Below are 21,554 nucleotides of genomic sequence, written 5' to 3'. Positions count from 1 at the left end.
TCCCGCTGACATCAATCGGAATGGCTAAAAGTCTAGCACGCGCTGGCCCGAAGGGGCGGAAGCGGGAATGCCGGAAGCGGCTGCCGGATGATCATACAGATCCAATTTCCGGTGCTCGCTTGGTGCCGGCCGCTCCTGCCGGCCGCCCGACTCCGGACGATGGCGTTGCCCGGAAGCCGGAGCGAGGCGCTGAAAGGCAAGCGCATCCAGGGACTGCAGCAATTGATGGACGAATTCCTCGGGAGAGTCCTGGAAGCTTTCCCCGTGCAGCAGGAAACGAACCACGGTTTCGTCCGACAATCCGATCACGACATTCAAGCCTTGCCCTGCATTTCCGCTCGATAAGATGCCCAGCCGGTGAATGTCCCGCAGCGATACGGATATCCGTTCGCCCGATTCCGGACCGGATAGCCGAACGATCACCAGCTGATCGTTCGTGAGCACGACGATTTTATCGCCGTCCGTCACGTACGCCCACTGTTCGAAGTCTTTGTAAAGCCCGAGGACCGTTTCGTTCATACCGATAATCCCAAGCTCTTCGAGTTCGAACAGCGAGGCGTCATCGACGGGCGTGTGCAGCCGGATTCGCGGTTTGACGACGAAATGCAGGCTGTAAAGGCCGGCAGCGGCAGGCAGCAGCGTGAAGTAGACAGGAACTTCGGTGAATAGCAGCAATCCGGCGGCAATCAGGACGATAACCGCTTCGCCCGCCGTCAAATAGTGCAGCTTGTTTTGCCGCGTGAGACGATAGTACCAGAATCCTTTGCCCGGCCGGTAGACGGACATACTGCCGCGCAATTGCCGGCTGAGTTTGATGACGGCCGCAATGCTGAATAAAACGCACAACAGCGATCCTGCGCCCAGAAGCAGTTCGTCGTCGTTTAGCCACACATACGCCAGCACGCCGAAAATCGGCAGGCCCAGTGCGGAAAGAAATCTTTTCTTGCGTAGCTCCTGTGCCGATTGTTGGTCCATTGCATACACTCCTCGGATTGGAATTTGTTTCATTGCCGCTCGCGGAATTGGCGTTTACCCACGAGCGAATGCGAAAGCGCCTTCAAAACTTGACGTGCGAATCGGAATAGAAGAGCGAGCAGGGGGGCGGCAGGAAAAGGAGGAGGCTTAATGCTCTCTCCGGGCTGGGGAATGTCCCTGTAAAGCCGGATTTTAATTGCCATTCTAAATGCCTGTCGCTAAGTAAAATAGTAGTCGATTCGACCGAATTCGGCAATTTCTTTTTTGTCAAATGTTAGGGGGTGGCAGGTGATGAACGCAAGACTGGTAAAAAGTGTGGGTTGTCCATGCTTTGCTTGACATGCTAGCATTTTGGGTGCAATAGCAGATAATTCCGACCGTAGTTAAGGAGAAAGGGCGCCATGCGGCACATGCGGCCAAACGGACTCCAAACCAAACTGACCAAGGAGTGAACGATGAATGAAATGGCAATTCCGTTCGGGAAAAAAAGCGTTGCTCGGCCTGGTTCTAACGTTGTCTGTATCCGCTTTCACCATTCCTGCCTATGCGGCGGGAGCGGCCCCCGGTAATTACGTCACCAACAGCACCGATACCTTCTGGAAAATATCGCAGAAGCTTAACCTCGATTTGAATGCGCTGATGGCGGCCAACCCGTCGGTCAATCCTTATAACATGTATGCCGGGTTGACGCTGCGTCTGCCGACAGCCGCTGCGACCGCAGCAACAGCCGTTGCGCCCAATACGGTACATACCGGATCCGGTCAAACGCTCGCTTACAGCAAGGCGCTCGATATCGTCGCCACCGCTTACGACGATTCCATGGAGGACAACGGCGGCTGGGGCGCTTACGACTACTTTGGCAATCCGCTCAAGGTCGGCACGATCGCCGTCGATCCGAAAGTGATTCCGCTCGGCACGAAAGTGTACGTAACCGGCATTCGTTTCGACGGCATGCCGCAGGCGATGGTCGCCACGGCCAATGACATCGGCGGCGCGATCAAAGGCAACCGGATCGATATTTTTATTCCGGGCGCTTACGGCAACATTGACGACTTCGGGTTCCAGAATGTAAAAGTGTACGTCCTTACCGGCGCTCAGTAATCGGGCCGGCTATCTGCAAAAATACCTTGCATGCACAACCGCCGGCGCCGCGAAGGTGCCCGGCGGTTGTGCGTTTTCGATGCGCCCGGTGCAATATGATATAGTTTAGTAGAAAAGAAAAAAGCGCAAACCGGAGCGGTTTGCGCGGCGGCTTCCGCCGGAAGGGGAAGGTGAAGCAGCGGATGGACATCGTGCGGGTCCAGATCGATCGCGCGGGCTACGAAGGCCGCGCCGAAGTGGTGCGCGACATCCGGTTTGCCGTCGGCCCGGGCGAGCTGGTCGGGCTGATCGGCCCGAACGGCGCAGGCAAAAGCACGACGATCAAGGCGATCATCGGTCTGCTCAAGGATTTTGCCGGCGAAGTCCGGTTCGGCAGCGAGCGCGGACGGTACGCCTATATTCCCGAGCAGCCGATTCTTTACGAACGGCTGACGCTGTGGGAGCATCTGGAGTTGGCGGCGGCGGCTTTTGAAATGGAGGATGCGGCTTTCCGCATTCGTGCGGAACAGTTGGTGGCCAAGTTCCGGCTGCAGGAAGTCGTCCACCATCTGCCCGCGAGCTTCTCCAAAGGCATGCAGCAAAAAATTATGCTGATCCTCGGTTTCCTGGCCGAGCCGGATCTTTATATCGTCGACGAGCCGTTCGTCGGACTCGATCCGCGGGCGACGAAGGAGTTTCTCGATCTGCTCGCGGAGGAGCGCCGGCGCGGCGCGGGCGTGCTGATGTCGACGCACGTGCTCGACACGGCGGAGCGCATCTGCGACCGTTTCGTATTGCTGGACGGCGGCCGCATCGTGGCGTCCGGCGACCTCGACCAGGTGCGCGAAACGAGCGGCATGCCGGGCGCCACGCTGTTCGACTGCTTCCATGCGCTAACATAGAGCGACGGGAATGCCGCTATAGATCGGACGGCGCGGGCCGCTTGTCGGCGCGGTAGACGACGCCGTTGATGTCGATGCCGGCCAAGCGGCTCAAATCAAGCTCCCATTCCCGGAAGTTCCACCAGTGATAGAAGCTGCCGGTTTCCATGCTCTGACCGCGGCTCATGCCAAGCGGGTAGCCTTCGTCGGATATGCTGCCGCGGGAATCGTAGCTCATCTGGATGCGGCTGCCGTCCTTCAGCAGGATGGCGGCATTGACGTACAGCCGTTTGTTCCATGTTTCATAGCTGTCGTACGTTTGGCCGCTGTGGCCGGAAAACTTCCATTCGTACGGCGTCAGCACGACCGTATCGTAATAGTCGCCGTTGCCGCCGGCCGGCTCGGGATGGAACACCAAGGCGTGCGTGGCTACATTGGCAACCGGCGCCGCCAGCGTCGCCGTTGCTTCGGGCAGCGCGACGGCAAGCTCCAGCCGTTCGCCCGCGTAGTCGCGGAGGCTGGACAGCTTGCGGAATTGATCGCCGGCGGCTAGCGCGGTCATGGCATTGGTTTGCCCGGGCGGCGCCGGCTCGGCGATTTCCGCCGTAAACAGGAAGTATCTCGTGCCGTCTGCGCCCGATTCGACTTCGCGGCTTTCGCCGGCCAGCGCGAACAGCGTTTGCTCGCGATCGGCATAAACGATGCGTCCGGTCACGGTCGGCTCGGCGGGCAGCGTGCCGGTTGCGGCGATCAGCGCGTGGACGTGCCTGTCGGTAAACAGCGTGCCGGTCAGCGCCAGCGAGTAACGGTCCGTTTTTTTGATAGCGGCCGGATCGTTTATATTGTTGAGATAGCCGGCGTAGCGGGAGGCATCGGCGCCAAGCGCGCGCTCGAACAAGCCGGCCGGCGGTTTCGGATCCATGGCCGACGCGGCGAACGCCGCCGTCATGCCGGCGACAAGCACCAGCGCCAGCAGCAGGCCGGACACGGTCGTCCGTTTGAATTTCATAATGGAAATCACCCTTTCTTCGATGGCCAATTTGCTGAAATGGGAAACCAGCGGGGTTAGCCGGCTTCTCGTTTCTTCCATTCCGATCAAGGTGCGCGCATAGGACGATTTGGCCCGCTCGCCGAGCGTGCGAACGGTCTTTTCGTCGCAGGCAAGCTCGATGTCGCGATTGATCAGCCGGTACATGAGCCACACGAACGGATTAAACCAGTGCAGGCATAAGGTAAAGGCAAGCAGCCATTTGGTCAGCGTGTCGAATTGCTTAATATGGATTCGTTCATGGGTAAGCACGTGCTCCAGCCGGACGGGGTCCGCGCCGATCAGCGACTTGGGCAGCAAAATGACCGGGCGCCATATCCCGTACGTGAGCGGGGAATCGATGCGGTCGGACAACCGCAGCCGGACCGTTCGACGCAGCGGGTGTGCGGCAAGCCAGCGGCTGGCGAAGCCGTCGTCAACCGGCAGCGAGGCGGCGTATTCCTTGCGCCGGCGCACATGCGTTGCGACGAACCAGACTGCCATCGCCGCCGCTCCCGCCAGCCACAGCCACACGAATGGCGACAAGGCCGTCAGCCAAGCGGGATGGTTTGCGGATGCATCCGCAACGGCAGGCGTGTGGAAGCCGACAGCTTGCATGCTTTCGCCGCCGTCACCGTCCGAAGGCCTCGCAACAACGCCGCTGCCGGCCGGCTTCACCGTTTCGGACAACCAAACCGTCGTCAGCTTCTTGTGCGCGTCTTCCGTTGCCAGATGAAAGCCGCCGAACGCGGGGAAGGCGCTCCAAGGGACGGGCAGCGTTATCGGCACAAGCAGCCGGCAAAGCACGATCGCCCAGAGGATCAGGAACGTGCGGCGGGGCAGCCGGTGGACCGCCAGCATCCGGACGACAGCCACGATCGCAATCAGCGCGGCTGCGGAGACGCTCATGTCAATCAGGTTCATGGCCGTCCCCCGCTTCCAGACGGTCGACCAGCCGCTTCAGCCGCTCGATCTCCGCGGTCGTCAGCCGTTTGCCGTCCAGCAGCGAGGCGATCAGCCGGTCAGCGGCGCCGTCGTACATTCGGTCGATCAACTCGGCGGTTTCCGCTTGCTGCGCCTGCTCCTTCGTCACGAGAGGACGGCAGACAAAATCCGGATCGCTCCGTTCGATCGCTCCTTTGTCCAAACACTTTTTGATCACGGTGTACGTCGTCGTTTTGCTCCAGCCGATCTGCTCCTTGAGCAGTTCGGCTATACGCTTCGCCGTCGTGTCGCCATGCCGCCACAAGATGTCCAGCACCTTCAACTCGGAATCGAAAAGCTTGATCGTCATGCAGGCAACCTCCCGCCAATCATTCGTTCTACTGCAGTAGAATGATATCATTCTATCGCGATAGAACGAAGCTGTCAAGCGGCGAAGCTTTCGCAAAGCTCCCCCAAGGCTGTCGGACGCCGCCGCACAAAGGATGCGGGCCGACGGCGGCGAATGGTATAGTAGAAGGAATGGATGGACTGCCGGACAGGACTGGCAGAAGGCATGCAACGCGCGCAAGGCGCACAAGGACGGGAGGAAAACGGGATGGTGACGGTGAACGGGCTGTTTCGCCGGCGGGTCGCGGATTTCTGGCGGTTTCAGCTCGCGGTTGCGCGTTTGGTCGTCGACTGGACGGTCGCGCTGTATGTGATCGTTCCCGCGCTGGCTGCGGGCGTGTACCAATACGCGAAGCTGTGGCGGGCCGATCCCGCCTGGATGGCTCATGTGCCGCTGGCGCTGCTCATCGCCGTCCTGTACCGGTTCGCGACGGCGGGGACGGTGCGGCTGTTCGTCGAGGACGGCGACCAGTTGTTCCTGCTGCAGCGTCCGGTGTGGCAGCGCGGCGTCATGAGCCGCGGCATCGGCTACACGGCCGTCATGCACGGGTTGCTTTCCATCGTCGCCGTGGCGCTGCTGGCGCCGCTGCTCTACCAGCATTACGGCTGGCCGCTCGTAAGGATCGCGGCGCTGCTGCTGTTTCTGTGGCCGTTTCGCGTTGCCGCCGCGCTTGTCGTGCAGCTGCTGTCGGCGCGTTTCGCCGGCTGGCGCTACTGGCTGCGCTACGCGCTGCTGCAGCCGGTATTTGCGCTGCTGTTCGCGCCGGCGGCGGTCGGCTTGTCTCGCTGGCCGCTTGCGCTGGCGCTGGCCGGCTTGCTGGCGGCGGCGATCGCCGTCCGGCTCGCTCGTGTGCGGCTGCGTTTACGCGGCGCCTTCTTCCACGACGCCGACAACGAGCGCCGGCAACGGCTGCGGCTGGCCGGCATCGTGCTGCGCCAATTCGTCGAGAAGAAGCCGCGCTCGCGGCGCAAGCGGCCGCTGCTGTGGCGGCGCTCGAACCGGCTGTTCCGCAAGCGGACGCCGGCGAACGGGCTGGCGGAAGCGATCGTCAAATCGTTTTTTCGCAGCAGGGCGCAGATGGGCGTGCTGCTCCGGCTGCTGCCGCTTGGCGTGGCGGCGATGTCGCTGCCTTTTTTGCCGCTGTGGGTGAAGGGCGTCGTCTGGTTCGGCTTTGCGCTGCTGCTCGGCTATTGGCTGCGTTCGTATTGGCAGGAGATGGCGAGCGGCGAATTTGTCGGCATGTTCCGCTGGCGCCAGGCGGATAAACACGCAGCGGCGCAAAAAGCGATCGGCGCCATGCTGCTGCCGGTATTCCTGCCGATGAGCGCGGCGATCGGCATCAGTTCGCTGCCGTGGTTCGGCGTCTTCGTTACGCTGGCGGCCGGCTGGGCGCTTGCCTGGCTCGTCTCGCACGTGATGGCGCCCTGGGGGTAAAGGGGAAAGACTCTTAACGGAAAGGATGGCGGTCGCGATGGATCAAGCCGCCTTTATTTATCATCCGGACGAACTGAAGTACCGGTTCCCCGACGATCACCCGTTCAACCAGCAGCGGCTCGCGCTTACCGCCGACCTGCTGCGCAGCGCCGGCGCGCTGGCGGACGCCGACGTATTTGCGCCGCGTATGGCGACGGCGGATGAGCTGGCGCTCGTGCACACGGACGAATTCGTCCGCGCCGTTCGCGCGTTGAGCGACGTTCCGCCGCCGCCCGAATGGCTGCGGGAAGCGGACCGGTTCGGTTTGGGCGATGGGGACACGCCGTTTTTTCCGCATATGCATGAAGCCGCCTCCAACGCGGTTGGCGGGACGCTGCGCGCCGCCGAGCTGGTCATGTCGGGGGCGCGCGACCATGCGCTGCATCTCGGCGGCGGGCTGCACCACGCCTTCCCGAACAAGGCCGCCGGCTTCTGCGTCTACAACGACGCGTCGGTTGCGATCGCGCACCTGCGGAAGCATCACCAGGCGCGCGTGCTGTACGTCGACACCGACGTGCATCACGGCGACGGGGTGGAGTTCGCTTTTTACAGCGATCCGGACGTATGTACGTTCTCGATTCACGAGACGGGCAAGTTTTTGTATCCCGGAACGGGCATGGCGGCCGAACGGGGCAACGACCTCGGCTTCGGCGCCACGGTCAACATCCCGGTCGAGCCGTATACCGAAGACGAGTCGTGGCTCGAATGCTTTGAAACGCCGCTGCGCCGGACGATCGCCGGCTTCCGGCCGGACATTATCGTCTCCCAGCACGGCTGCGACGCCCACGCCTTCGATCCGCTGGCGCACATTCATTGCAGCATGGCCATTTACCGGCGGATGCCGCAAGTGATCCACGAGCTGGCGCACGCTTATTGCGGCGGGCGCTGGCTGGCGCTCGGCGGCGGCGGCTACGACATCTGGCGCGTCGTTCCCCGCGCCTGGAGCCTGGTGTGGATGGCGATGACGGACCATCCGCTGATCGCCGCCCTGGGCGAGCGGCCGGATCTGCCGCTTCCCGAAGGGTGGGCGGATCGCTGGCAGCCGCACAGCCCGGATCCGCTGCCGGCTGCCTGGCTCGACCCCGTCCAAGACTGGGAGCCGATGCCGAGACGGAGCCAGATTGCCGAGAAGAACCGGCAAGTGATGGAGCATGCCATGCTGTATCTTCCGAACCTGCAGCGCAGTCAGCCGGATTGAAGGGGGACAACCGAGCCATGGATCATATCAAAACGTTTCACTCGCTGACGATCGAACGGGAGCTCGGCAAGCTCGTCGTCGAAGGTCCCGTGCCGCCCGAACGGCTGGCCGAATGGAGCATGCACGAGCAGTTGGACGCGTTCCGCCGGCCGCCCGAGCAGTTGGAGGCGCTCGTGGAGATCGCCGCCCTGCCGGAAGGGAGGATCATCGCCGCCCGCGACGGCGACACGATCGTCGGCTACGTGACGTTTCATTATCCCGATCCGTACGAGCGCTGGTCGCAAAGCGGAATGAACGACCTGATCGAGCTCGGCGCCATCGAGGTGGCCGACAGCTATCGCAGCTTCGGCATTGGCAAGAAGCTGCTGCAGCTCGCTTTTGCCGGCCGTCAGATGGAGAACGTGATTGTCTACACGACGGAGTATTACTGGCATTGGGACTTGCGCGGCAGCGGCTTGTCCGTGTGGGAATACCGCGCGATGATGGAGCGGCTGATGAAGAGCGTCGACATGGTCTGGTACGCCACCGACGACCCGGAAATTTGCTCCCATCCGGCCAACTGCCTGATGGTGCGTGTCGGCGAGGACGTGCCGCTGGCGTCGGAGGAACGGTTCGACCGGGTCCGCTTCCAGTACCGGTATATGTATTGAGGGAATGGGGCACCCAAATACGGGCCTTCGCCGCGAAATAACCAGTGTTTTCACTGGCTATTTTCGATGAGAGTGGCGAAATGGGGGGAATAGGCCATTTTTATGGCCTATTTCTCTCCCCGGTCACCCTCATGCACCCTCCCGACATTAAAAATTCGATCATCCGGCAAAAAGTAAGCGTATCCTTTTGCCGGATGTCTCCTCTACAATGGGCTCATATGCGTGCAGGCGGCGAACCGGTGCTGCCGATCACACAGGAGGCGGGAACTTGTGCGCGACTATGACAACAACCATGACCTGAGGCTGCCGGATTGGGGGCCTTATACGAAGAAGTACATCGGGATCTCCCACATCGCCGACAAACGCCGCGGCCATCGCTTCGATCTCGGCGTGTTCCCGGGGCTGTATCGCCGGAAAGTGGACGTGCCGAACGTGCTGTGGGAATCCGGCTACCACCCCTGGGAGGCGCTTCCCGACTTGACTTATTACGCCCACCGCCACGAACTGGAGTGGAAGGACCGCGTGTACGCGGATATTTCCTTCACCGCGCGTTCCGACAAGGAGCGGCTTATTCGTGCGGAGTGCGTCAACCGCACCGGGCTTCCGCAGCAGCTCGTGCTGCACAGCGTTGCGTCGCTGCACGGCCCGCAGCTTCGCGCCCACGGCCCGGCGCTTTGCGAAGCGGTGCCCGAGCTGCCGCAGACGGCGGTGTGGACGGATGCGCTGGATTACGCAGCGCTTCGTTTCGCCAACCCGCGGCCGAGCGATGGGCTCGTCTATGACGGCATGCTGCGGGGCGAGGCGCGGGTGCAGCGATTCGTCGGCGGCTCCGGCCTCGGCGCGGGATTCGGCGCCGACGCGGGAGACAACGTCAGCTACCGGGTAGAGCTGCCGCAGGATATGCCGGATGCGGTAATGCTGCTGCGCTATCGCGTGGCCGCGGGCGAAACCGCCGCGTTCCGCGCGGAAGGGCTGCTGCAAGGGAGCGTACGTCTGCCGGGAGGCAACGGCGAGGTGCAGGTCGTTCGCCTTGGCATTGCGCCGCTGGCTGCCGGCGCGCATACGCTTGAGCTGACTGCCGAAGGAGGGGCGCCGGCCGAATTGGACGGTTTTGTAGTGGCGGCGGGGAACGAGGCGGACGAGGTGCGTTTCGTCGAAACGCCGCTCCGTCCGGTGCCGGCGCTGCTGCCCGGCCCGCTTCCGCTGTCGCTGCTGCTGCGCTACGAAGGAACGGACACTGTCTACGGCGTGCTCTGGACGGGCGCGACGGGGGAAATCCGCGAGTTTTACGCCGCTGAGCTCGACCGGTTCATGCGGTTCACCGCTCACGACCACGTGCGTTCGGTGCTGAGCGACGAAGGGGGAGAGGGGCATTTCGCCGACATTTTCCTGCGGCCGATCCCGCTTGCTCCCGAGTCGAGTCGGACGCTCTTCGGGCTCGTCTGTTGCGGTACCGAGGACGAGGTTCGCACGATGATGCTCCGGTTCGTGGAGGAGAAAGCAGCGGCGTTGGAGGCCGAGGTGCAGGCGAAGCGGACCGAACTGCAGGCCGGGCAGGTTGTGCCGGCCGGCGGCAAGTATGCGTTCGGCCAGCAATTGATGGCGGCTACGCTGGCGACGAACGTTGTGTTCCCCGTCTACGTCAGGCGCGGATACATCCGCCATTATACGCCCGGCCGATGGTGGGACTCGCTGTATACGTGGGACTCCGGCTTCATCGGCCTCGGCCTGGCGGAGCTTGACCCGGAGCGGGCCGCCGACTGCCTGAACGCGTACGTGACCGATCCGGGCGATCCGCATGCGGCGTTCATCCATCACGGCAGCATGGTGCCGGTGCAGGCGTATTTGTTCCAGGAGCTGTGGAACCGGCACCGCGACCGCGGTTGGCTGGCTTATTTTTACCCCCGGCTGCGGCAATATTATTTGTACTTCAGCGGCCAGGCGGGAGGTTCGACGACGAACCCGCACCGCTCGGGCTTGCTGCAAACGTGGGATTACTTCTACAATTCGGGCGGTTGGGACGACTACCCGCCGCAGCTGCACGTGCATCGGCAGCGATTGACGCGGGAGGTGGCGCCGGTTTCCGTCTCCTGCCACGCCGCGCGTTTCGCCAAGCTGCTGGCTTTTGCCGCAGAAACGCTGGGGCATCGCGAGCATCTTGCCGGCTACGAGGCCGACGCGGCGGCGTTCGCCGCCGCCGTGAACGAGCATGCCTGGGACGGCGAGAGCGGCTATTACGGCTATGTGCGGCACGACGAGACGGGGGCGCCGGCGGGCATTCTCCGCCACGAAAGCGGCGTCAACTACAACATGGGACTGGACGGGACATATCCGCTCGTTGCCGGCATTTGCGATGGCGCCCGGGGCGAAACGCTACTTGCCCATCTTCGCGACGGCGAACGGTTGTGGAGCCCGATCGGCTTGTCCACGGTCGACCGGCGCGCGCCGTACTATTCGTCCAGCGGTTATTGGAACGGGGCCGTCTGGATGGCTCATCAATGGTTTTACTGGAAAATGATGCTCGACTGCGGGCAGGCCGACGACGCCTGGCGCATCGCCTCCACTGCGCTGGCGCTGTGGGAGAAAGAAACGGCGGAGAGTTACCATTGCTTCGAGCATTTCATGATCGAAACCGGGCGCGGTGCGGGCTGGCACCAGTTCGGCGGGTTGTCCGCGCCGGTGTTGAGCTGGTTCGCGGCTTATCACCGGATCGGCCGCGTTACGGCAGGCTTCGACGTATGGATGCGGGACATCCGTTTCGACGAGCGCCACACGCGTGCGGAGCTGATCTGGACGCACCGGGCCAACGATATGGCGAGCCCGTATACAGTGCTCGTCTGCCTTCGGCCGGGCTTGCGCTACACCGCCGCGAGCGCCGGCGGCGATCGCGAAATTCCCGTCGTCATGAGGCATGACGGCTTGATCGAGCTGCGGCTTTCCGCAACCGACCGCGAGATGAATGTCCGCATAACGGGAGAGTGAACGGAGCGCAATTCCGAAGCGGCAGGACAACACTAAAAGCCTGAAGACCCTTTGGTCTTCAGGCAGTACCGCAAGTAACGATTGGAGCGTCTTCAAGCTGCCAATTAACGCAATGTTTTGAGCGCGCCGCTCCAGGCGAGCACTTGGTCGAGCATCGCATTGACGTTGACGAGATGAAGCTCGGCCGGCTTGAACACCGAATAGTTTTCGAAGTCGGTGAACAGCGACAGCGTCGGATGGACACGTACGTCGGCTACCAGCAGTTCGCCGAGAATGCCGCGCAGATGTTCGGCGGCGCGGGCGCCGCCGGTCGAACCGTAGCTGACGATGCCGGCGGCCTTGTTGTTCCACGGGTCGCGAGCCGAATCCAGCGCGTTCTTCAGCGCGCCTGTAATGCTGTGATTGTATTCCTGCACGATGAACACGAAGCCGTCGAGGCTTTCGAGCCTGGCCTGCCAGGCGACCAATCCCGGCTCCTGGCCGGTTCCTTCGCCGAAGAAAGGCAATTTGTAGTCGGCGATATCGACGATTTCGTAGTTGGCGTCGCCGCGTTCGTCCGCGATTTTTTTGATCCATTCGCCCACTTGCGGGCTCACTCGTCCTTGCCGCGTGCTGCCGAGAATAATGCCGATGGTAAGTTTTTCTCCTGCCATTCCAATCCCTCCGAATGATGAGTAGGTAATTTTTTTTCTGTTTCTTGCAAAATCGGCAGGAATGAGCTGCATAAGGCAGCCGTCTGATCCCGCATGAAAAACTTCCGAGTCATGTGTGGACGGGCGGTCGATCATCCCGAGTTGCTTCGGAATTAAGTTTTTCTTACTTAAGTATAGTTAATTGCAAATGAAGAGTGAAGTAGGCACTTTGAGCATACCAGGTATAGTTGAGGAAACCCGGTATACTTGCGGAAACCCGTCGCTGCAGGCATGCTGCTTGGAGCGGCGGCTTTTGGACATGCATGGGGGTTGCTTGCGGCCGACTGTTGAGTAGTATTTCCCGAAGTGGCCGAACTAATGATGGTTGGAGGCGGAGTGGGGAGAAGGTTCACAGCGACCAGATAAGCCGCAAAACCGGAAAAACCGGCTTAAACCGCTGCGGGATGTCCGGATCGGACCAGATAAGCCGGAAAAACCGGCTTAAAACGATGCCGCTGTCCGGATCGGAGCAGATAAGCCGGAAAAACCGGCTTAAACCGCTGCCGTCGTCCGGATCGGAGCAGATAAGCCGGAAAAACCGGCTTAAACCGCTGCCGCTGTCCATAACGGAGCAAATAAGCCGGAAAAACCGGCTTATATCACTGCCGTTGTCCGTAACGGAGCAGATAAGCCGGAAAAACCGGCTTATATCACTGCCGTTGTCCGTAACGGAGCAGATAAGCCGGAAAAATTGTTTCTACTCAGGTACTCACCGGCCTCGAGCGGTCCGACGAACCCCAATGAGTACCGGATCGGTGCCTTGGAACATGTAAACGGAACCCACAGCCGCTAATGGATGAAAAAACCACCAAATGAGGCGGAACATGCGAAAATAAGAGCAGCCATGGAACCAGCTCGTGAGGCGCACGGCCCCCAACCGATCATACATTTCCCGGGAAATTTGCCGAACACGGTCAATCGGTGACGATTATTGCCGGCGTTTATTCAATCGTGAACCCGCCGCCCAACGTTTTATCGGCCATGTGGTCGATATGTTCGGTGAAAGTGCCCGTTTGGCCATCGACGGTATAGGCTATGTTGGTTGGCGTCCGCAAATAGAGCTCATACCGGCCGGCCGGAACCGGATAACCGTTGGCGTCTTTTTGGTCCCATTGCAGATCCGTCCCCACGGTTGCCAGCTTATTCAGCGGAATCGCCGCCGCGGCAGGCACTTTGCCTCTCCACAGCAAACGTCCACGGTCGAACACCTGCATTTCCAGATCATGCCCGGTCACTGTCGCCGCCGTTTCGACTCCCCGGTTGATGAGCGACAAATGAAAGGCAAGCGGCTCGCCCAGCGGGACCGTTTCTACGTAAGTGCGAGGAAAGGTCAAGTTTGGGGCGACATGGACGCCGGTCGAATAAACGATATTAAACGCTACTTCGCTGTACTGATGCTCGAACGTCCAAGTACCGTCCATGATGCTCAGCGGTACGAACACAGGCGGCCGGTAGCCGGCGGGACCCCGATTCGCCGCGGCGGCGACGGCCGCATTCGATTCACGGACCTCGATCCAGGCGTCGCCCAGCCACTCGCTGCGGATGTGATACCAGTCCCCCCACTTTTCAAACGCATGAACGGCTTGCGGCGCGAGCGAAGCGACAACCGGCGAACGTTCGGAAGCGGTCGTGTGGACATCGGTTTTGGCCGACAAGTTGATGTATGCATCGATCGGCTGCAGGCTGACGACGGGCAGATCGGTCAGACGTACGATTTTACCGGAAGCGGAAGCGGCCCAAACCATGGTTTGGTCGGAGACGAACGCGCGGTCGACCGGGTCCGTTATCGTCAGCAGCAGCCGGCCCGCCTCGTCCAGCACGAACGCTCCGCCGTTATTTTGTTCGTCCGGCAGGGCGAGCAGCTTGCCGTCCACGAGCTGGACGTTTCGCAGCGGCGCTTGCAAAACGGCAGGATCGTTGCCGTTCTCCTCGACCCGGTACAGCAAATAAGAACCGTCTTCGCCGCCCGAAGTATAGAAGATGTTGCCGTCCGTTTCGGCGAACCAGGAGACAGGACGATCGGACAGCTTGCGCTCGTTCGTTCCGTCGAGACGGGAGGCGTACAAGGTATTGTCCGCATCTTTGACATAGATCAGCCGGTCGCCGGCGATCTGAAACTGGCGGACTCCGCTGTCGACGATTTTTGTCGTTTCGTTCGTACGCAGATCGATGGCGTAAATTTTGTTCAGATCGTCGCTCCGGTCCAACGAATAGCGGGAGCCGAGCGCATAAACGACGTTCCCGACAACGGTGGAGGAATAATCGTTCCCGACGCCGACGCTTGACTCGCTTACCGTGACATGTCTGCCGTACAACAGCTCCGGGTTGCCGACTGCCGTGCCCACCGTTCCCGTCTGGCCGGACGGCACCAGCGACAAATTGCCTCCGCGCGGAGGGTTGCCCATCTGCACGATCAGCGTGCCAATTGGAGTCGTTTTGAAATCGAGATAACCGCTGAACCGTTCTTCCGCTGTGCCGTCGTCCCTGATGTGGACGAAGGTGTCATGGCCCATCGTGGCGCCGCCGGAATGGTACGTCAGCCAGAGGCCGTCCTCGCGCAGCTGAAAATAAACCGCCGTCTGCAAACCGTAACCGGAGTCGACGCTGTACGTGTAGATCGTCTCCCGATTCGACGGTTGCCCGATGGGCGCGCGCACGATGCGGTTCTGCGTCCCTTCCGTTTCGGCAAAATACAGATAGCCCTTGTACAGCGCCACATCGTTCCGCGCGGCATCGGCGGGAAGACCGGCATCAAGCAGCTGCGGGTTGTGCGACTGGATGGACAACCCTTGCGCCGAGTCCCATTCGTATTCCCAGCCAAACTCGTCGTGAGCGAATCGCCACGTAAGCGGAAAATAGGTCACGTCGCGAAAGCTCAGCAGCGGATACGTTTCTTTCGTATTGTCGATCGATTGGCCGTTGATCGCAATCGCGGTTTGCGGTACGGTGGCGGTATAGCGGGAAGCAGCGTTCTTAAAGTTTGTTCGATATGGCTCGTAGGAGGAGGTTACTGCCTCCTGATCGATGCGAAGACCGTTCTCCGGCGACCAGTTCGCCTCCAGCCCGAGAAGGCGCGAGTCGTACCACGTCATCGGAAAATAAGTGATATCCTTGTATACCAGAAGCGGGTATTCCCTGGACTCGTTGTCGACCCGATGCCCGTTCAAGCTTACGTTGAAGTTCGGCAATGTCACGTTTACGCTCGTTTCGGCGGCCCCGCTTGCCCCCGCCGGAAGCAACATGCCGCAGCCCAATGCAATGATGACGGCCGCCGAGCAGCCGAGCAGCTTCTTTTTCATCCGAATCGCTCCCCGTCTTGTGAACTCTCCTAGAATAGACGTTGAAGCGGAGGGAAGGTTGCTGCCGGCGATCGATTGTGATCCTGACGGAGTACGGAAGGCGTTATGGCTCCGCCTTTGCGGTGCCGTTCAGCAGGACGATGCCCCCGATAATCAGCCCGATGCCGATCAGCGTAAGCGCATGAAACGGATCGTCCCAAACGACGATGCCGATCAGCGCCGTCAGCGCGGTGCCGATGCCCGACCAGACGGCGTAAGCCAGGCTGAGCGGGATGTAGCGCAGGCTGACGGACAAGCTGTAGAAAGCCGCCCCGAATCCGGCCACAACCCCGATGGACGGCCACAGCGCTGTAAAACCGTGCGAAAGCTTCAGCATCGAGGTGCCGCACAGCTCGGTCGCAATGGCGAAGCCCAGCGCCGTGTACCCTTTAGCCAAACGGTTGGCGTTTCGCATCGTTACGCTTCACCTCCCGCGGCTAGTCTCATGACGACGACGCCGGCGACAATGAGCGCCAGGCCGGCGATTGTTTTGGCCGTGATCGCCTCGCGGAAGACGAATGCCCCGATCAGCGCCGTTGCGGCTGTCCCTACTCCCGACCAGATCGCGTACGCCGTCCCCAGCGGAATCGATTGCAGGGCAAGCGACAAACAATAAAAGGCGCAGCCCATCCCGGCCAGCATCCCGATGCTGGGAAGCAGCCTCCTGAAGCCGTCCGACAGCTTCATCATCGTGCTGCCGAACAATTCGCTCGCGATGGCGGCCGTAAGCAGTATGTAAGCGTTCATCCGGCTGTCCTCCTATCCTTGCTCCGTCATCGACCGCAATTTGCCGATCACTTGCTGCCGCAATGCTGGGGCAAGCGTGCCGAGCCCGAACAGCTCCGCCAGCCACAGGCCGTCGACCGCCAGCCGGACGATCGTTGCGTCCACCGGGTCGATACCTCTTGCTCCAGATGCCGCTGCCACCCGGCATATTGGCTCTGCAGCTTGGCCAGCAGCTCCGGATTGGCGAACAGCGCCAACGCAAGCGCCGTGCTCAGACCGGTTTCTTGCCGGCTCTCCTCAAGTGTCGCCTCGAGGTAGGCGCGGCTCCAGCGACCCGTGTCGGCGGCAGCTTCCGTTCCCGCGGCCTTGGCTGCGACCAAGGCGTCGAATTCGTCGGCCGCTTGCGTTATCATGGCCTTGATCAGTTCATCCTTGTTCGGAAAATGGTGCAGCAAGCCGCCTTTGCTGACCCCGGCCGCTTGCGCGGCGGCGCCCGGCGTAAGCTTCTCCACGCCGTCTTTCTGGGCGATGCGAAGCGCCGCCAATACAATCGCGGCGCGTTTGGAATTGCGGTTCATATCCGTCCACCTCGGCATTTAGTATACCGTCTGGACGGTTTGTTTGGCAGTGACAGAAGAAAAGCGTCCGGCCAACGCCGAACGCTCTCTAGGTATAACCGTCTTACGGCCGATACTCGTACGCGCCGATGTCGTACCCGCTGCCGTACGGCCGCGTCCCGCCGTCAAAATCGTCGTCGACGCCAAGCCCGGATACGTCCGCGCCCTGGTCGATCGCCAGCGTCGAAGCCGCGCTCAGATGGAAATCGCCTCCCGCCGCGTTGACAAAATGCAGTACCCCGATGTCGGCATACGTCAAATTGTTAACGTGCGTCAGGTTCGTGCCCGAACCGATGATTTCGTCGCCCGGCGTAATCACGATGTTATTGTCGAACGTGTTGCCGGTCAAAGCCGTATTGTCGAAACGGATGCCGGTTTCCGTAGGGCCGATGATCGTGTTGTTGACGAAATGGTGGCCGCGCGTATCGGCGTACACCGGATCGCCGGCGTTGTCGCGGGCATCTTTGCTGAAGATGCCGTAGGACGACGGATTGACGATCACATTGTTGTAGATGAAGATGTTGCCCCAGCCTTGCACTTCGAACCCTTTTCCGATGCCGTTCGTGATCAGGTTGTTGTAGAAGCGCCCGGTCGTCCCCGGATTGATCTGGATGCCGCTCGTCTGGCCAGGCTCGTCTTCGGTGGCATAATCGTCAATGACGTTGTTGTACACCTCGACGTCGCTTACCGCGCTGCTCACCTGGATGCCGTCGCGTCCGGTCGTTTGGGTGCGGTTGTCGTAAACGCGCAACCCTTCGAGCGTATGCGGATATACCGTTTCATAAACCGTTTCCCCGACGCTGTTTTTGCATGCGATTTCGTGGCCGTTGAAGAACGTGTAGCCGATGTACATGCCTTCGCCCTCGACGTTGTGAATGTACGTATCGTGGACAACCGTATTGCGTTGGACGAAATGGCCGCGGTTGGCGCTCAAGTCGCACGTCGGATCCGATTTGAGCATCAGGCCGGCGAAGCCGCTGTCGAACGCCTCGAGATGATCGATTTCGTATTGCTGGCTCAAGCTGCCGATGGATACGGCGTTGGCGCCGCTTTTTTTGCTGCTGACGCGGATGCCGTAGGTGTATTCCGGATCGCCGGTGCCGGTCAGCCGGAAGTAGGTCGAATTCGATACGGTAAGCGCGTAGCCGAGATTGTCGTTGGCGATCAGGCTTTCGCCGTTGATGTTGGTGATGATGATCGGATGCTCGGCGGTGCCGTTGATGTCCAGCAGCTTGAGATAAGTCCGGTTGCCTTCAATGCAGAGCACGCTGCCGGGCGACAAGTCCAGATACATTTTGTCCGATTTGGTCGTGCCGGCGGTGCCGTAAAAGAACTGCTGATGGTCGGATTCGCGAATCGTTTTGGTGCACGTATAGGTCGGCGTTCCTTTCTTCAGCACGTTGGACAACGCGGAAACGTTGCCGGCCGCATCGGTCGTTTTCATTGCAAAATAGTACACCGTGCCGTTCGCGAGACCGCTTGCCGTCATCGACTGCTTCGTCCCGGAGGCGGCAGGCGCCGGCACGCCGTTTAGCGAAGTGGCGCTGCTCCAGTTATATTCGGTGATCGGCGACGTGCTGTATCGGATGTCGTAGGACGAGGCGATGCCGGTATTGTCGTCGTCTCCCGGCGCCGTCCAGGCGAATGCGATCGAGCTTGTCGTCGCCGTCACAACGCCAAGATCGGACACGGCCGACGGGGCGATCGTATCCAGTGTCGCCGGTACGCCGTACAGCACGATTTCGCCAAAATTCGCTCCGCCGTACTCCATCGTAGTCCGCACATAGCGGGATTGAAGCGGGGTCGGCGGCACATAGGAGCGCCAGGTCCGGTAGGTGTTCATATAAACGGACTGCCGGACGTCCCAATTTCCCGGCGAGCCGGTCGAAAGCGTCAAGTAGTCGACGCCGTTCGAATCGTAGATCCAGAAGTCGGTCAGAACATAATCTTTGCCCAAATCGATATAAGCGCCGGCCGGATAAGTCCCTGCCGCATAACCGGGCGTCCACTGCGTCAGCGGCGCTCCTCCCGCGCCTCCCCGCGGATCGCCGGACAGCGACTGCTCGTCGGCCATCAGGGTGGCGTCGCCGTGGGCGGATTCGTTCGTCACCATGCCGGGGCTCAGCACAATTTTGCCGGCCGCGTTCGTTGTGGCGTGTGCAACTTCGGACAACGCGGATACGTTGCCGGACTCATCCAGCGTTTTAATGGCAAAAAAGTACTCCCGGTTCGGCATCAGCTTGCCGACCGTCGCTGTTTGCGTCACGCCCGGCGCGGCCGGCTGCGGCGGACCGGCTACCGGCGTCGCTGCCGCCCAGTTCGCATCGGTAATCGACGCGGTGCTGTAGCGGATGTCATAGGACGCGGCCGTGCGCAGGTTGCCGTCTTCGCCCGGGGCCGTCCATTGCAGCTTGGCCGAGGTCGATGTCGCGGCGCTGACGTTCAACTCTTCGATCTTGCCAGGCGGCGTATGATCGGGCGGCGAGCCGTACAGCACGATTTCGTTGAAGAGGGGAGCGCCGCTGGTCATCGTTATCCGGACATAGCGGGTGAAGACCGGAGCAAGATTTTTTACGGTCTGCCACGAATTGTACGTGTTGGTATACACGGCGTCGCCTACCGGAACCCAGTTGCCGGGGGTGCCGACCGAAACGGTCAAATAGCCGACATTGTTCGCATCGTACAGGTAAACGTCCGTCAGCTTGTACGTATCGCCCAGATCGATGTAGGCGCTTGCGCCGGTGTAATGCCCCGAGGGGTTCCATTGGGTCAGCGGTTTGCAGTCGCCGCTCACGCACACGTTGCCGCGCGGATCTTCCACTTTGTCATGTTCGTCAACCATCCACGTGGCATTGCCGTAAGACGATTCGTTGACCACCATCGAAGTGTTCAGCGGGATTAACGCCGATGGTTCGAGCGCGTGGGCGCGTTGCGGCGTCAAAGCCGCCAAGCTGAGGAAATTGAGCAGGAGCGACACAAATAGCATCAAGGCTGCGTGACGCGAAAACGTTGCCAATTTCATGGACATTCCTCCATTTTCATGATTAAGGTGCGTGCGGTTGTACAGTGAAACTCCGGTTGGTCGAGCGGTGCTGAAGTTCCCGATTGTCCTCCTTTCGGCATGCGGAACTGGTCGCGCTTTTGCCGGGCGGTGGGGGAATCGCAAAGCGCTTCAAACCCAACGCCTCCCTGATAATGGAAAAGCAGCGACATTGAATACAGTGTATACTATGAAATGGGTGAAATTCTATGAGGGAGTATCTAGAAATACTGAGGGAATATACCGATTGAAGAGATTTGCAAATCGATCGGTTGAATAAAATTTTTTGACATGAAGCTTGCCAAAAATGAAGGTCCAATGGTTGCAAAATGGTTGCCGAAACGGTACGATTTCGCCATCGACGAGAAGGAGGGGCAAGCCACCTCCGGACCTTCCGACACTTCCAAGTTGCGAGGGATCATCTTCTGCGTCATGTACCTATATGCATCTGGCTCAGAAAGTCCCTTGTCCATATAAAGCCGGCCAGGGAGAAGCTGCAGTGACGAGAATCTGGAGGAAGACAGCCATGGAATATCGGGTTACCGCTGAATGGGACGATGCGTTGTGGGGAGAGGCGGAGCGCATTTACGAGCAGGCGTTTCCGCGGGACGGCAAAAAAAGCCGCGCCATCATTCGCCGCATGTTCGAACGAGGCTTGTGCCAGCTGCATACCGTCACCGAGGAGTCGGAGTTGGTCGGCATGGCGCTGACGGGCATCGACCGGCAGGCAAATGCGCTGCTGATCGACTACATTGCGGTGCGGGAGGACGTTCGCGGCAGCGGGAATGGAAGGAGGTTGCTCGATCGGATCAAACAATGGGCGCAAACGGAAGCGGGCAGCAAAGGCATCATTGTCGAAGTCGAAGCCGAAGAGACGGAGGAGAATGTCCGCCGGATCCGGTTCTGGGAGCGGAACGGCTTTCTTGCGACCGAATACGTTCATCAATATATCTGGGTGCCGGAGCCGTATCGTGCCATGTATGCGAACTTTGACGAACGGGATCGGCTGCCGGATGACGGCAAGGCGCTGTTTCGCTGCATCACCCGGTTCCACGAGCAAGCGTACCGGCGGAACGGCAAATAAGGAAGCGGCCGCGTCATGCCGCTACACGAACAACCGTGCCTTCTCGTTCGAGAGAAGGCACGGTTGCTTCGTTCGGGCAGAAGCGCGTGTTACAGCAGCGAAATGACAAGCAGATTGTAAAGCACCAGCGGCAAAATGACGTCGCCTCCGCCCGGGCCGAATCCGAACGGCGGAATAAAGCGGTTCGACGCCGGATATTGCGTAACGCGCAAGTACAGATGTTCTTTCTCGATGGCGACGATCGTTCCTTCGTGCGTCAAGCCGTCCGCCGTTTGGATCATTACCGGCTTGTGCATGTGATGGCCGCATATGCCGTGCATTTTGTCGCGAAGCTGCTGCATGGCAGCGAGATGCGCGGGATCGGCCTGATAGATGACCTGCGTCTGGCCCATGTTCGGGTTCATCATGCGTGAGGCACCTCCATATAGAATAGATAACCCATACTATGCGGATGCCCA

At 60.5% G+C, this 21,554-nt stretch carries 16 protein-coding genes and 2 pseudogenes; 7 read left to right on the top strand and 11 right to left on the bottom strand.

Features of this window, described 5'->3' with window-relative positions:
- Positions 1-24: 24 nt before the first annotated feature.
- Positions 25-975, bottom strand: a complete 951-nt coding sequence (locus tag EXY20_RS33585) for a hypothetical protein (protein WP_135556803.1) — start codon at positions 973-975, stop codon at positions 25-27.
- 459 nt (positions 976-1,434) lie between these two features.
- On the opposite strand from EXY20_RS33585, the gene EXY20_RS40545 reads away from it, so the two are divergent.
- A complete protein-coding gene (locus EXY20_RS40545) occupies positions 1,435-2,076 on the top strand; it encodes a 3D domain-containing protein (protein WP_135556802.1) in 642 nt (213 codons plus the stop codon).
- Between the two features lie 182 nt (positions 2,077-2,258).
- Positions 2,259-2,957: an ABC transporter ATP-binding protein gene (locus tag EXY20_RS33575; protein WP_135556834.1), complete on the top strand. Its 699-nt coding sequence runs from the start codon at positions 2,259-2,261 to the stop codon at positions 2,955-2,957.
- Between the two features lie 16 nt (positions 2,958-2,973).
- Here the strand turns inward: EXY20_RS33575 and EXY20_RS33570 are convergent, their stop codons facing one another.
- On the bottom strand, positions 2,974-4,887 hold the full coding sequence (locus EXY20_RS33570; RefSeq protein ID WP_135556801.1) for a M56 family metallopeptidase: 1,914 nt from the start codon (positions 4,885-4,887) through the stop codon (positions 2,974-2,976).
- A complete protein-coding gene (locus EXY20_RS33565; protein WP_135556800.1) occupies positions 4,874-5,257 on the bottom strand; it encodes a BlaI/MecI/CopY family transcriptional regulator in 384 nt (127 codons plus the stop codon). Before EXY20_RS33565 ends, EXY20_RS33570 begins: the two co-directional genes overlap by 14 nt.
- Before the next feature lie 246 nt (positions 5,258-5,503).
- On the opposite strand from EXY20_RS33565, the gene EXY20_RS33560 reads away from it, so the two are divergent.
- The 4 genes from EXY20_RS33560 (at position 5,504) to EXY20_RS33545 (ending at position 11,599) form a co-directional block, all read left to right on the top strand.
- Positions 5,504-6,730: an ABC transporter permease gene (locus EXY20_RS33560; protein WP_167859705.1), complete on the top strand. Its 1,227-nt coding sequence runs from the start codon at positions 5,504-5,506 to the stop codon at positions 6,728-6,730.
- A gap of 37 nt (positions 6,731-6,767) precedes the next feature.
- Positions 6,768-7,967 (top strand): acetoin utilization protein AcuC, encoded by a 1,200-nt coding sequence (locus EXY20_RS33555; protein ID WP_207671375.1) that lies wholly within the window; start codon positions 6,768-6,770, stop codon positions 7,965-7,967.
- Between the two features lie 17 nt (positions 7,968-7,984).
- Entirely contained in the window at positions 7,985-8,617 is a 633-nt protein-coding gene (locus EXY20_RS33550; protein ID WP_135556797.1) for a GNAT family N-acetyltransferase, read from the top strand.
- Between the two features lie 270 nt (positions 8,618-8,887).
- The gene (locus EXY20_RS33545; RefSeq protein ID WP_135556796.1) at positions 8,888-11,599 is read left to right on the top strand and encodes an MGH1-like glycoside hydrolase domain-containing protein; all 2,712 of its coding nucleotides are present in this window, start codon (positions 8,888-8,890) and stop codon (positions 11,597-11,599) included.
- Positions 11,600-11,703: 104 nt separating this feature from the next.
- On the opposite strand, the gene EXY20_RS33540 is transcribed toward EXY20_RS33545, so the two are convergent.
- From EXY20_RS33540 to EXY20_RS33515, 7 genes and pseudogenes are all read right to left on the bottom strand, one after another.
- On the bottom strand, positions 11,704-12,252 hold the full coding sequence (locus tag EXY20_RS33540; RefSeq protein WP_135556795.1) for an NADPH-dependent FMN reductase: 549 nt from the start codon (positions 12,250-12,252) through the stop codon (positions 11,704-11,706).
- A gap of 980 nt (positions 12,253-13,232) precedes the next feature.
- Complete coding sequence (locus EXY20_RS33535) at positions 13,233-15,590, bottom strand: DUF5050 domain-containing protein (protein WP_135556794.1); 2,358 nt, start codon at positions 15,588-15,590, stop codon at positions 13,233-13,235.
- A gap of 103 nt (positions 15,591-15,693) precedes the next feature.
- The gene (locus tag EXY20_RS33530; RefSeq protein WP_135556793.1) at positions 15,694-16,044 is read right to left on the bottom strand and encodes a DMT family transporter; all 351 of its coding nucleotides are present in this window, start codon (positions 16,042-16,044) and stop codon (positions 15,694-15,696) included.
- 2 nt (positions 16,045-16,046) lie between these two features.
- Positions 16,047-16,376 (bottom strand): DMT family transporter, encoded by a 330-nt coding sequence (locus EXY20_RS33525; protein WP_135556792.1) that lies wholly within the window; start codon positions 16,374-16,376, stop codon positions 16,047-16,049.
- Positions 16,377-16,388: 12 nt separating this feature from the next.
- Positions 16,389-16,568 (bottom strand): annotated as a pseudogene (locus EXY20_RS40760) (hypothetical protein); the annotation flags it as partial.
- An 87-nt stretch (positions 16,569-16,655) separates the two neighbouring features.
- Positions 16,656-16,933, bottom strand: a pseudogene (locus EXY20_RS40755) (TetR/AcrR family transcriptional regulator); the annotation flags it as partial.
- Positions 16,934-17,036: 103 nt separating this feature from the next.
- Complete coding sequence (locus tag EXY20_RS33515) at positions 17,037-19,994, bottom strand: fibronectin type III domain-containing protein (RefSeq protein WP_167859704.1); 2,958 nt, start codon at positions 19,992-19,994, stop codon at positions 17,037-17,039.
- Between the two features lie 544 nt (positions 19,995-20,538).
- Between EXY20_RS33515 and EXY20_RS33510 the strand changes: the two genes are divergently transcribed.
- Positions 20,539-21,096, top strand: a complete 558-nt coding sequence (locus tag EXY20_RS33510; RefSeq protein ID WP_135556789.1) for a GNAT family N-acetyltransferase — start codon at positions 20,539-20,541, stop codon at positions 21,094-21,096.
- 89 nt (positions 21,097-21,185) lie between these two features.
- On the opposite strand, the gene EXY20_RS33505 is transcribed toward EXY20_RS33510, so the two are convergent.
- Entirely contained in the window at positions 21,186-21,503 is a 318-nt protein-coding gene (locus EXY20_RS33505; RefSeq protein ID WP_135556788.1) for an acetyl-CoA acetyltransferase, read from the bottom strand.
- Positions 21,504-21,554: the final 51 nt, after the last annotated feature.

This window comes from Paenibacillus cymbidii (genome assembly GCF_004764705.1).
In the GTDB taxonomy this organism is placed as follows: domain Bacteria; phylum Bacillota; class Bacilli; order Paenibacillales; family NBRC-103111; genus Paenibacillus_AN; species Paenibacillus_AN cymbidii.
Note: the sequence above shows the minus strand (reverse complement) of the source record. Positions and strands in the feature narration are given on the sequence as shown.

Coding starts and splice junctions, on each gene's coding strand:
- EXY20_RS33585 (WP_135556803.1), bottom strand. CDS start 975: ATGGACCAACAATCGGCACAGGAGCTACGCAAGAAAAGATTTCTTTCC.
- EXY20_RS40545 (WP_135556802.1), top strand. CDS start 1,435: ATGAAATGGCAATTCCGTTCGGGAAAAAAAGCGTTGCTCGGCCTGGTT.
- EXY20_RS33575 (WP_135556834.1), top strand. CDS start 2,259: ATGGACATCGTGCGGGTCCAGATCGATCGCGCGGGCTACGAAGGCCGC.
- EXY20_RS33570 (WP_135556801.1), bottom strand. CDS start 4,887: ATGAACCTGATTGACATGAGCGTCTCCGCAGCCGCGCTGATTGCGATC.
- EXY20_RS33565 (WP_135556800.1), bottom strand. CDS start 5,257: ATGACGATCAAGCTTTTCGATTCCGAGTTGAAGGTGCTGGACATCTTG.
- EXY20_RS33560 (WP_167859705.1), top strand. CDS start 5,504: ATGGTGACGGTGAACGGGCTGTTTCGCCGGCGGGTCGCGGATTTCTGG.
- EXY20_RS33555 (WP_207671375.1), top strand. CDS start 6,768: ATGGATCAAGCCGCCTTTATTTATCATCCGGACGAACTGAAGTACCGG.
- EXY20_RS33550 (WP_135556797.1), top strand. CDS start 7,985: ATGGATCATATCAAAACGTTTCACTCGCTGACGATCGAACGGGAGCTC.
- EXY20_RS33540 (WP_135556795.1), bottom strand. CDS start 12,252: ATGGCAGGAGAAAAACTTACCATCGGCATTATTCTCGGCAGCACGCGG.
- EXY20_RS33535 (WP_135556794.1), bottom strand. CDS start 15,590: ATGAAAAAGAAGCTGCTCGGCTGCTCGGCGGCCGTCATCATTGCATTG.
- EXY20_RS33530 (WP_135556793.1), bottom strand. CDS start 16,044: ATGCGAAACGCCAACCGTTTGGCTAAAGGGTACACGGCGCTGGGCTTC.
- EXY20_RS33525 (WP_135556792.1), bottom strand. CDS start 16,376: ATGAACGCTTACATACTGCTTACGGCCGCCATCGCGAGCGAATTGTTC.
- EXY20_RS33515 (WP_167859704.1), bottom strand. CDS start 19,994: ATGAAATTGGCAACGTTTTCGCGTCACGCAGCCTTGATGCTATTTGTG.
- EXY20_RS33510 (WP_135556789.1), top strand. CDS start 20,539: ATGGAATATCGGGTTACCGCTGAATGGGACGATGCGTTGTGGGGAGAG.
- EXY20_RS33505 (WP_135556788.1), bottom strand. CDS start 21,503: ATGATGAACCCGAACATGGGCCAGACGCAGGTCATCTATCAGGCCGAT.